We start from the raw sequence: 12,466 nt of genomic DNA, 5'->3' as shown, positions 1-12,466 counted from the left end.
GATTTTCATCGGGACTTTTTAAATATGGTTAATAACAGACTAGTAAAGTGTAAACTCTACACGACGGTTTTGTTGACGACCGGCTGCTGTTTTATTAGAAGCAATTGGTTGACCCATACCGTAACCTATAGCTTCGATACGTGATGCATTGGCACCTTGAGAAACCAAATAAGCTTTAACAGATTCTGCTCTTTCTTTTGATAAACGTAAGTTTAACTCTTTTGAACCTGTATTATCTGTATGACCAGCTAATTTCAAGCTAAAGTTTTTCTGGATCAATAAAGCTGCAACTCTATTTAATGAAGCATAAGATTTAGAACGGATAGTAGCTTTACCTAAATCGAACTCTAAGTTTTTAATCGCTTCGTTAACTACTTTACGATCTTCTTCTGTTACGATTACTTTTTCTACCACTTTTTCCGGCGTTTTTAATGGGCAACCAGCACCATCAACAACAGTACCTGCTGGTGTATCAGGACATTTATCCAATTTATCAGCAACACCATCACCATCTGTATCTTTCAGCACATCGTTAAGTTCGGAACGTAATTTTGCATTATCAGCTTTTTGAGCATTTAATTCAGATCTCAAACCTTCTGCAGTTTGTTTTGCTTTTAGGGCTTCATCATAAGTTAAGGCTACCGGATTGTGGAAAGCCAATTGTTTTCCGCTACCTAAAGCAAACTCTAAACCAGCATAAGCATAGTTGTATTTATCATTTCCATTTTTGTAATAACCATCTAAGTTATCGCCATCAACATAATTGATTGTCCAACCTAAATCAAAGTTTACGGCGTCAGAAATTTTAAATTTAGCACCTAAACCTACAGGGATAATCAGCTCGTGAATATTATCGCCACCGCCAAATGCTGAAGTTCCTGCCGCAGTAGTAATGGTAGGTTTATAAGCCGCAATACCTGCACCGGCAGACGCATAAAGCTGCAAAGCATTTTCTTTTTTAAACATATCAATATTGAACATGTTTACCACAGCATTTAAAGTTCCTGAATAGGATAACTGTGTGTCGAAAGCGTTTACCGTAGAGTTATTAACCAAACCGCTTTCATATGGCTCACTATTATCGCCTTTTAATTTACCACGAACTCCATCTAAACGAAGAGAGAAATAAGGTGTAAATTGTTTTTTAATGTAAAGACCGTAACCAAAATTTGATTTGTTATTACTGAAATCATTTTTTCCACCCAATGGTGAAAGTGGAGTTAGTACACCAGCATTTACACCGATAGACCACGTTCTTAGTGTTGTAGTTGAGGCTGCTGGACTTTCTTGAGCTGAAGCAACTGACCCGATTAATAAACCAGCTATTGCTACTGGTAGGGCTTTAGATAATTGTAATTTCATAATTTTCTGTTTAACGTTGAATAGCGTTTCACAACCTTTACAATAGCCATACCAAAAATAAAAGCACGTAAAAATACTTATCCACTTCTTAACACTAATTACTTAAGATGCAAGCCTACAAAACTAAACAAATAGTTTTAGCGTACTAACTGCAATACGTCAATCTGCCGCTGATTGCTAATTTGCTATAATAAATCATATCCCTCGAGATGCAATTATGGAAACTGATATGAACTGTTTTATCAGCTTATTCGGATTCTAAGTACCATGCACTAAACTTTGAATCACCTAACCTGTAGCCAATTTGATACAATAAACCATCAAGTAGATGAATAATGATCACCAGCCGATGGCTTTATCATCTCCTCTCGGATCGGCACCTCCCTGATAACTGCCCCATTTTGTTCTTAAAATGGCATCAACTCTACCTATCGGACCTCTTTGTAGGATTTTATAACCTTTGGCCTTTAATTTTTCTGTTGATAAACTATCAATAGCATCTTTTTCTGCATATACCTCATCTGGCAACCATTGGTGATGAAACTTTTTAGCCGCAACGGCCGATTGCATAGACATATCAAAATCAATCACATTAACGATGGTTTGGAATACAGAAGTAATGATGGTTGATCCGCCTGGTGTACCTACCACCATAAATAATTTTCCATCTTTCTCTACAATACTTGGTGTCATGGAGCTTAACATTCTTTTATTCGGTGCTATGGCATTAGCTTCGCCACCAACCAAACCATACATATTTGGTACACCAGGTTTAACCGAAAAATCGTCCATTTCGTTGTTAAGTAAAAAACCTGCTCCTTTTACAGCCACTAACGATCCGTAAGAACCATTTAAAGTAGTGGTAATGGAAACAGCATTTCCATCTCGGTCTACAATAGAAAAATGTGTAGTCTCTTCATGTTCGGTCCCTTTTATATCGCCAGCTAAAACAGCACTGCTTGGGGTTGCAGCATCCCAGTTAAAGTTTGCCATCCGGTTTTTATTATAGGCTGCATTTAATAACTGTTGTTGTGGAACGTCATAAAAATCAGGATCGCCTAAGTGCGTTGCCCGATCGGCATACACTCTTCTTTCAGCTTCTACCATCACTTGCACGGTAGAATCAGCGTTATGCCCCCATTTTTTTATTGGATAAGGCTCTACAGACTGAAGCAATTGGATCAAAGCAATACCTCCGCTCGAAGTTGGCGGCATGGTAATAATTTTATAGCCCCTATAATTACCTGTTATGGGTTTACGCCAAATGGCATGATAATTTTTTAAATCATCTTTTGTTATCAATCCTTTTCCACGTTGCATTTCGGACACAAGCGAATCGGCCACGGCGCCTTCGTAAAAACCGGCCCTGCCTTTCGCCTGAATCAGTTTTAAGGTATTGGCCAATTCCTTTTGAACCAATACATCATTTTCCTGCCAGGTACTTTCTAAATTTACAAAAGCCGTCCCGTTTGGATTAAATTCCATAAATTTTCTATGCAAACCATTCAATTCTCCAGCTTGCCTTTTGGTAATTTTAAAACCGAGTTGTGCCAGGTCTATTGCGGGCTGCAATACCTGCGCCCATGAAAGTTTTCCGTATTTTTTATGCGCCTCCACCATACCATCTACTGATCCGGGTACACCGACAGCTAAATGTCCATAAAGGCTTTTATCCACAATTGGATCGCCTGCAGCATTAAGATACATATCTCTACCGGCGGCAGCTGCTGCTTTTTCTCTAAAATCTAATGCATTTATTTCGCCGTTCGAACTGCGGTAAACCATAAAACCGCCACCACCAATATTGCCTGCATTAGGATAAACCACAGCCAGCGCAAACTGAACGGCCACAGCAGCATCAACTGCATTTCCTCCCTTTTTTAAAATATCTACACCTACCTGCGACGCTTCCGGGTGGGCCGAAACTACCATGCCGTTTTTATACTCACCACTGTTGTTTTTGCCCAATTGTCCGGTTACACAACCAGCCAATGAAAGTACAACGCTTAAGTATACTAAGGTTTTTTTAAAGTTATTGAGGGGCTTTATAGTTTTCTGCATCCCGATAAATTTTTTCGATTATTTCATTGTTTTTTTCGGTAATCACTTTTCTTTTGAAACTTAATTTTGGAGTAAGTTCGCCGCCATCTATACTCCACTCTTTAGGCAAAAGTGCAAATCTTTTCACCTGCTCCCATTTTCCAAAACCCACATTTGCAGCCTCGATAACCTCATTATATTTAGTGAGCACCTGCTCATTTTTAATCAAATCATCGTTTGAATTAAAAGTAATGCCTTTTCTGCTTGCCCAGGTTTTTAAGGTTTCGAAATTTGGAACAATCAGCGCAGAAGGGAATTTTCTATTTTCGCCCAAAACCATAATCTGTTCAATAAAAATCGATTCTTTATATTTATTCTCTAGCATTTGCGGGGCAACATATTTACCACCTGCTGTTTTAAACATCTCTTTTTTACGATCAGTGATTTTTAAAAAGCGGCCATCAACCAATTCACCAATATCTCCTGTATGGAACCATCCTTCCTGATCTACTGCTTCCTGGGTTAAATCAGGCCGGTTGTAATAACCTTTCATTACCTGGTGTCCCCGGGTTAATACTTCACCATCTGGCGCTATTTTAACTTCCACACCTTTAATTACCTCACCAACGGTACCGAACATGGTTCCGCCAAAATGATTAACCGTAATTACAGGTGAGGTTTCTGTTAGTCCATAACCCTCGAAAACAGGCATGCCAGCTGCCCAGAAAATTCTTGCCAGTCGTGGATTTAATGCTGCTCCACCAGATACGATCACCACAATTTCACCGCCTAAAGCCTCCTGCCATTTTTTAAAAACCAGTTTACGGGCAATCCCCAGTTTGAAGTTGTACCATGCACCTGCATCAATGGTATATTTTTCTGCTAAAGCTACCGACCAGAAGAAAATTCCTTTTTTAATCCCCGTTAGTGCTTTCCCTTTTTCCATGATCTTATCGTACACTTTTTCAAGAAGCCTTGGAACGGTAGAAAATACATTAGGTTTTACGTGCTGAATATCGGCCACAATAGTTTCCATACTTTCGGCATAATAAATTCCGGTATGGTTAAACAGGTATAGATAAATGATCATCCGCTCGAAAATGTGCGATAGCGGCAGAAAACTTAAACCTTTTTTAACCCCTTCGGGTATCACTACAGCTGAATTTACAAAATTTGCAACTAAGTTATTATGCGTTAACATTACACCTTTGGGTGTTCCTGTTGTACCTGAGGTATAAATCAGGGTTAAAACATCTTCAGGCCCTACATTTGAACGATATTCGTCCAGATTAATATCGGTGCTTGCTTTGCCCAGTTCAATTAAAGTATTCCAGTTTTCGGTTGCTGTAATTTCATTAAAGCTATAAATCTTAATCTCCGGGTTGATGGCATCGGCACAAGGTTTAATTTTTTCATACAACTCTTCGTCAGCTACAAAAATGATGGCGATTTCTGCATCTTTTAAGATAAATTGTATATCATGTTCCGCTAAGGTTGGATATAAGGGAATCTGATAAGCCCCGATCTGATTGGCAGCAAAATCGGCAATATTCCATTCAGGTCGGTTATGCGACATTACAGCAACCCTGCCACCTTTGCCAACACCTTGTTTAATTAATCCACGGCTGAGGTTATCTACAGTGTCACAAAAATCTACTGTACTATAATTTATCCATTTTCCGTTGATTTTTCCGCTGATGAACTCTTGCTTAGGATTTTCGAGGCTGTACTTCAAAAGATCAAAAACCCGCTTAATTTCTGCCGCCATATGAATTTTATATTATTTGGTTAAGTTAAAAAATCAAACATAAAGATTGCCACCTATTATGCTTTTTAATAAAAAAAATACCTCATAGTAAGTGAAACGCGGTATTTGCTTTCCGTTAAAAATATTTTAATAAACTTAGCGATTACAAAATTACTATGCAAGCATTGTTTTTACTCAACTGAATTTTTACCTAAAAAATATAATCGGCATTAAAGTTGCTAAGGGATATACTTTAATTTTAATAAAGAAGTACTATGAAAAAATTATTTACAATTTTAGGATGCATTGCATTATTTGCACTAACAACAACTAACGTTAAAGCGCAGAATTACAAAAACGCAATTGGTGGTCGTTTTGGAAGTTACAACGGTGTTTCTTTTAAAACCGGCCTAAATAAAGGCGCTATGTTGGAGTTAATTGGTAATTTCAGGAGCTCTGGTGGTGTTAATTACGTTCAGTTAACTGGTTTATACGAAGTTTATAACCCAATTAAAGGCGCTGAGGGATTAAACTGGTACTATGGTGGTGGTGCAAGTGTAGGTTCAATGAAAGTTAAAGGTTTTGATGGCGATGTGTATTTAGGTTTAAACGGTGTTTTAGGTTTAGATTATAAATTTAAAGGCGCTCCAATTAACTTATCATTAGATTGGATTCCTACTTTAAGATTAACTCCTGACACTGATTTTTACAGTGGAGACGTTGGTTTAGGCGTTCGTTTTACTTTCTAAACATTAGAAAAAATCAAAAAAACCGCTAAGAAAACTTTTCATAGCGGTTTTTTTATGTAAAACTTTAACGCTGGAAGATTCGGTTTAGGTTTTAGATATACTTTTAAGCGAAGGGCGTTTGGCGCTGAGCACTGAAAGTCAAAGACTAAAGCAAAAGTATAAGGCAGCGGACTCAAGACTGAGGGCTTAAGACTCGCGACTTAAACGCCGGTCCATTTTTTCAGCACTGCTTTTTGCACCGGTGTGGCATTTTCATTAACGGTTGCTTTTAAGCGTACATTTGGATTCTCTTTCAGGGTTAAAGAAATTTCCTTTTCCAATCCATCACGTCTAACCTTAAGTTTCAGTACATCGCCAATATTCTTTTTACCTACCAACGGAATTGCATCCAACGAAATCATCGGGCTTTTTAACCTTACTGTTGATAGTGCATCACTTAAAGTGGTATCATCTAAAGTAAGCACTACATCGTTTACATTCAATCCGCTAATCCAGGCAGCAGAGTTTCTTACTGTAGAGGTAATCATTAAACCTTCATTAGTCAATTGTCCGGTAGCACCTGTTACTGGTTTACCAGGAGTTGCATTTTCTGTCGAAACATCTACACCGGCATAACCGAAGTATTTGGCATATTCTACATCATCTACCCCGTTTACATATTTTGTCCAGAAATTGGTAAAACTGATTCCGGATATCTTTTCCACCATGGCTTTAAATTCGGCATCGGTATAACCGCGTTTTAAAGTTTTGCATTGCAGGTACATGGCTTTCATTACATCATCTAAGCTTTTGGCACCTTTGGTAGCGTTGATGATTTCGAGATCCATTAAAATGCCAATTACTTCACCCTTATTATAATAAGAGATTGAATTGTTTTTCGAGTTCTCATTCGGGCGGTACCCAATAATCCATGCATCATAGCTAGAAGAAGCTGCCGATTGGTATTTGGCGCCCGGGGTATTTAAAACGGTACCTACGCCACTGATTAAATCTTTCAGAAATTCATTGACATCAGTAAACCCGGCACGGTGCAAATATTTGTTTTCGTAATAAGAGGTAAAACCTTCTGCAACCCAAAGATTGGTCGTGTAATTTTCATTATCGTAATCAAATGGGCCTAAAGCAACAGGGCGCAAACGTTTCACATTCCACAAGTGATGATACTCATGGGCAACCAAACTTAAAAAACCTTTATACCCTTCGGCTGTATTATAAGCATTTCTTGTAGCGCCTAAAGTAGTAGAATTTAAGTGCTCTAAACCGCCGCCGCCTTTTAAGAAATTATGAACAATAAAAACGTAATATTTATTAGGGTTTTCACCATAAACTGCAGTTTCCTTTTCTACAATTTTGGCCATATCTACCTTTAGCTTGTCTTTGTCATAATTACCGCCACCGTACATCGCCACTTCATGACGAACACCTGCCGCAGTAAATTCAAAAATATCCTGATTACCCACTTCAATAGGGCTGTCGTACAAAATATCAAAATCTGTAGCCTCATAAGTAAACTGCTCGCCGGCAACAGGGGTTAAACCAGTAGAAACTTTACTCCAGGTATTAAAAGGAATAATTTTTACCGTACTTGGCGATTTGATCATGCCATCAGGATGCATAAAAATTCCTGTAGGAGATAAGAAAGCATGAGATTCGTCGATAAATGGTGTACGTACCGAAATTTCAAATGCATAAACACGATAATTAATCTGGATTTTAGCGGCCTTGGCCGAGAAAATTCTCCAGGTATTTTTCCTTACTTTTTCAACCTTTACAGCTTTACCCGCTGCAGTAGCCTTAAATTCTTCTACACTTTTTTCAAATTCGCGGACCAGATAAGAACCTGGTGTCCAAACTGGCATCTTTACATCCACATAATCTTTTGTGAGTCCAGAAATATTCATCTGCACCTCTGCATAATGCGCTTGCGGTTCTTTAAAAGAAACCTCAAAGCCTATTTTTACCTGCGCTTTCGCTGCCATAATACACGTTAGTAGTAAAACTAAACTTAAAATTGATTTTTTATTAAACATATTCACGGTGTTTGCTGCAAATTTAGATTTATTGATCAGGTTTTAATATAAAATAGCTAAATGTGGTGTAAAATAGTTGTTTCTGTCCGATTTGCGTCTGGCGTTTTAGCATTAAGCATTAATTGGTTGATTTCCGAAGGGATAACAATTTACTACGAACTATTATCTTGCACCAAACTGTAGACTTCCGACTACAGACTTCGGACCTAGATGGTAACATCCTTAATACAACGAATTTGGGACTAAACTATTTGAATATTTTTATACTCTAATTCAAACGTTAATTTTATTTTAATGTTAGAATACGCATAAACACAAATCACAACATGAAGAAAAGGTATATTATCTATGCTGTTTTAGCTATTGGCCTGGCCTATCTGGTATATTACAGAATTAACGCAAATAAAAAAATCGAAGGAAAGGGTGGCGCATCTGCAGGGGCTGGGAAAGGTAAAGACGGTGGTAAACGTGGTTCTTCTGCTCCTTTGGTAGTTGATGGAATTGTAGTAAAGCCAGTATCGTTCGATAACGACCTGGAGATAACCGGCGCCATTGATGCAAATGAGTCGGTTGTACTTAAAAGTGAAGTATCAGGATTGGTTACCGGAATTTACTTCCAGGAAGGCACCACGGTATCAAAGGGAAGTGTATTGGTCAAAGTAAATGATAGAGATATACAGGCGCAATTACAGGATGCAATTACCAAACAAAAACTTTCGGGCACAAATGAGAACCGGGCAAAACAATTGCTGGCAAAAGGAGCAATCAGTCAGGAGGAATACGATACTTCCCTAGCAGATTTAAAATCATTACAGGCACAGGCGCAATTAGTTAGGGCGCAGTTAGCCAAAACCACTATCCGCGCACCTTTTACGGGCCGTGTGGGGTTACGTAGCATTTCTAACGGCACTTATTTAACGCCCTCCATGGTAATTGCCAACCTGGTGAGTACGAATCCGGTTAAAGTTACTTTCTCTGTTCCGGAGAAATATGCAGGACAGATTAAAGTGAATTCAGAAATCATATTTACTACCGATGGTTCTTCAAAACAGAATAAAGGGAAGGTTTATGCGATAGAGCCCGGGATTAATGCTGCTACCAGAACCTTACAGATTAGGGCTTTGGCACCAAATGCAGACAATGCTTTATTGCCTGGGTCTTTCGCCAAAATTAAACTGGCATTAAATACCCTTCAAAATGCCATCTTAATTCCCAATGAGGCCGTTATCCCTGTTTTAAAAGGTAAAATTGTTTATATTCAAAAAAACGGCAAAGCACAGGAAGTTAAAGTGGAAGCGGGTACGCGTACCGATGAAAACATTGTGATTACATCAGGATTAAAAGCTGGCGATACGGTATTAACTACCGGATCCATGGCTTTAAAGAAAGATGCACCAGTTAAAGTTCATTTGGTTAAAGAATAATTATGAGCATCTCAACCACGAGTATAAAGAGGCCTGTTCTGGCCATTGTGATGAACCTATTAATTGTTCTTTTTGGGATTATAGGTTATACTTTTTTGGGTGTCCGCGAGTACCCTTCCATTGATCCGACTGTAGTTTCGGTAAGAACCTCTTATCCTGGGGCCAATGCCGATATTATTGAATCACAAATCACCGAACCTTTAGAAAAATCGATCAATTCTATTGATGGGATCAGGAATATTTCTTCATCTAGTAACCAGGGAGCAAGTAATATTACCATTGAGTTTAACCTTGATAAGAATATAGAAGAGGCTGCAAATGATGTACGTGATAAAGTATCGCAAGCCGCCAGAACTTTACCAAAAGATATTGACGGTTTACCGGTAGTAAGTAAAGCTGACGCAAACTCCGATCCGATTTTATCGATGACGATACAGAGTGATAAACGGAATACCCTTGAATTAAGTGATTTTGCCGAAAACGTAATTGCCGACCGCATCCAAACCATTCCGGGGGTAAGTAGTGTGCAAATCCAGGGACAAAGGAAATATGCCATGCGCATCTGGATGGATCCTAACAAGTTAAGTGCTTACGGTTTAACCTCGCAGGACATTGTAACGGCCCTGGATAATGAAAACGTAGAGCTTCCATCAGGAAAAATTACCGGGGCAACCACCGAACTAACAGTTAAAACCTTAGGCAAACTCACCAATGAAAGTGAGTTTAATAATTTGATTTTAAAAGCGGATAGCAATCAGGTAGTTAAACTTAAAGATGTGGGTTTTGCGGTTTTAGGTCCGGAAAACGAAGAAACCATTTTGCGCGAATCGGGCAAACCGATGGTGGCTATTGCCATTATTCCCCAGCCAGGGGCCAATTACCTTGATATCAGTAAAGAATTTTACAAAAGGTTTGATAAGTTAAAAGCCGATATCCCGCAAGACATTAAACTGAAAGTGGCATTGGACAATACACTTTTCATTAAACGTTCGGTAACCGAAGTGGCCGAAACGATTGGCCTATCGCTGGTACTGGTAATTTTAATTATATACCTCTTTTTTAGGGATTGGGCCATTGCCTTTAGGCCATTGATTGATATCCCTGTATCTTTGATTTTTACTTTTTTTATCATGTACGCCTTTGGCTTTTCCATAAACGTATTGAGTTTATTGGCCATTGTACTGGCTACGGGTTTGGTAGTAGATGATGGTATTGTAGTGACCGAGAATATCTTTAAAAAGGTTGAAGAAGGTATGTCGCCATTTGAAGCCGCCATCAAAGGATCCAACGAAATCTTTTTCGCCGTCATTTCGATTTCCATTACCCTTGCGGCCGTATTCTTACCCGTAATTTTCTTACAGGGTTTTGTCGGGCGCTTGTTTAGAGAGTTCGGTGTCGTAATCGGAGCTGCAGTATTGGTATCAGCCTTTGTATCACTTACCTTAACACCGATGTTAAATGCCTATCTGATGAAAAAGGGTGGACATAAGCCATCCAGGTTTTACAACTGGACAGAACCCTATTTTGTGAAATTAAATGATGCCTACGGATCGAATCTGAATAAATTTTTAGCCAAAAGATGGCTTTCGGTACCGATTATACTGGTTTGTATGGGCCTTATTTTCCTTTTCTGGAAAATATTACCGAAAGAGACAGCCCCGTACGATGACCGAAGTGCCATCAACATTAACGTATCTACCCCAGAGGGTGCCTCATATGCCTATACGGATAAGTTTATCATGAAGCTAAATCAGTTGGTGATAGATTCTGTACCGGAAAAAAATGTGAACATTACCATCACTTCTCCAAGTTTTGGTGGGTCTGGTGCAGTAAACTCGGGGTTTGTACGCATGGGTTTGACCGATCCGGAAACACGTGAGCGTTCGCAAAAAGAAATTGCCGATATGCTTACCCGGATAACTAAAAAATATACAGAAGGTAAAACCATTGTGAATCAGCAACCCACCATTTCGGTTGGGCGCCGTGGTGGCTTACCTATCAGTTATATCATCCAGGCACAAAATTTTGAAAAGCTACGCGAGAAAATTCCATTGTTTATGGATGCAGTAGCTAAAGACCCGACTTTTACTGTTTCGGATGTGAACCTGAAATTCAACAAACCAGAAATTAACCTGACCATCGACCGGGATAAAGCTAAAAATCTGGGTGTTTCTATTTCAGCCATTGCCCAAACCCTGAATTTAGGATTGAGTGGACAAAGGTTCTCGTACTTTTTTATGAACGGAAAACAGTATCAGGTAATTGGTCAGTTTGATCGGGGCGATAGAAAGGATCCGTTGGATTTAAGCTCAGTTTACGTACGTAATGATAAAGGAGAATTGGTTCAGCTTGATAACCTGGTAACCGCCAAAGAAGAAAGCAGTCCGCCGCAACTGTACAGAAACAACCGTTTCATAGCTGCTACCGTTTCGGCAGGTTTAGCACCGGGTAAAAGTATTGGCGAAGGTATAGATGCCATGGATGCCATTTCGAAAAAAGTATTAGACGAAACTTTCTCTACCGATTTAAGTGGAGAATCGCGCGATTTTAAGGAAAGTTCATCCAACACCTTTTTTGCATTCGGTTTGGCCCTCCTATTGGTTTATTTAATCCTTTCCGCGCAGTTTGAAAGTTTTAAAGATCCGGTTATCATTATTTTAACCGTACCAATGGCAGTTGCCGGGGCATTTTTATCACTTTGGTTATGTGGGCAGAGCTGGAATATCTTTAGCCAGATCGGTACCATTATGTTGATTGGTCTGGTAACTAAAAACGGAATCTTAATTGTTGAGTTTGCCAACCAGCTTAAAGAAAAAGGGATTCCTATTCCCGAAGCCATCAGGGAAGCTTCCGTTTCGCGTTTACGCCCAATTTTAATGACCAGTTTGGCCATCGCCATTGGCGCTTTGCCTATCGCACTAGCGTTGGGTGCTGCGGCAAAAAGCAGGATGAGTATGGGAACCGTAATTGTAGGCGGAACCTTGTTCTCTTTGGTATTAACTTTATTTGTAATACCAGCCATTTACTCTTATTGGGCCAAACCTTATCGACCAAATCAAGAATTAAAAGAAGCACACCGTTTTGAACAGGAAGCTTTACATACAGAAGAATAAG

At 39.1% G+C, this 12,466-nt stretch carries 7 protein-coding genes; 3 read left to right on the top strand and 4 right to left on the bottom strand.

Translation table 11 applies throughout. The features are described 5' to 3' along the window. Positions 1-39 precede the first annotated feature (39 nt). From BLR60_RS07870 to BLR60_RS07860, 3 genes are all read right to left on the bottom strand, one after another. Positions 40-1,362: an OmpA family protein gene (locus BLR60_RS07870; RefSeq protein ID WP_090498493.1), complete on the bottom strand. Its 1,323-nt coding sequence runs from the start codon at positions 1,360-1,362 to the stop codon at positions 40-42. A 339-nt stretch (positions 1,363-1,701) separates the two neighbouring features. After that, positions 1,702-3,423: a gamma-glutamyltransferase gene (gene ggt / locus BLR60_RS07865; RefSeq protein WP_090498491.1), complete on the bottom strand. Its 1,722-nt coding sequence runs from the start codon at positions 3,421-3,423 to the stop codon at positions 1,702-1,704. Continuing rightward, a complete protein-coding gene (locus BLR60_RS07860; RefSeq protein WP_090498490.1) occupies positions 3,395-5,170 on the bottom strand; it encodes an AMP-dependent synthetase/ligase in 1,776 nt (591 codons plus the stop codon). The genes ggt and BLR60_RS07860 overlap by 29 nt, the downstream gene beginning before the upstream one ends. A 254-nt stretch (positions 5,171-5,424) precedes the next feature. Here BLR60_RS07860 and BLR60_RS07855 point away from each other — a divergent pair, with 254 nt between their 5' ends. Then, positions 5,425-5,898, top strand: a complete 474-nt coding sequence (locus BLR60_RS07855) for a hypothetical protein (RefSeq protein ID WP_090498488.1) — start codon at positions 5,425-5,427, stop codon at positions 5,896-5,898. A 200-nt stretch (positions 5,899-6,098) separates the two neighbouring features. Here BLR60_RS07855 and BLR60_RS07850 read toward each other — a convergent pair whose 3' ends face one another. Beyond that, positions 6,099-7,877 carry a M61 family metallopeptidase gene (locus BLR60_RS07850; protein WP_244155611.1) on the bottom strand — a complete coding sequence of 593 codons (1,779 nt, stop codon included), beginning with the start codon at positions 7,875-7,877 and terminating at the stop codon, positions 6,099-6,101. A gap of 377 nt (positions 7,878-8,254) precedes the next feature. On the opposite strand from BLR60_RS07850, the gene BLR60_RS07845 reads away from it, so the two are divergent. After that, entirely contained in the window at positions 8,255-9,352 is a 1,098-nt protein-coding gene (locus BLR60_RS07845; RefSeq protein WP_090498484.1) for an efflux RND transporter periplasmic adaptor subunit, read from the top strand. Between the two features lie 2 nt (positions 9,353-9,354). Then, positions 9,355-12,465, top strand: a complete 3,111-nt coding sequence (locus BLR60_RS07840; RefSeq protein WP_090498482.1) for an efflux RND transporter permease subunit — start codon at positions 9,355-9,357, stop codon at positions 12,463-12,465. The last annotated feature ends 1 nt before the right edge of the window (position 12,466 follow it).

Source organism: Pedobacter terrae (genome assembly GCF_900100705.1).
Classification (GTDB): domain Bacteria; phylum Bacteroidota; class Bacteroidia; order Sphingobacteriales; family Sphingobacteriaceae; genus Pedobacter; species Pedobacter terrae.
The sequence above is the reverse complement of the archived record's forward strand: the minus strand, read 5'-3'. Positions and strand labels throughout refer to the sequence as shown.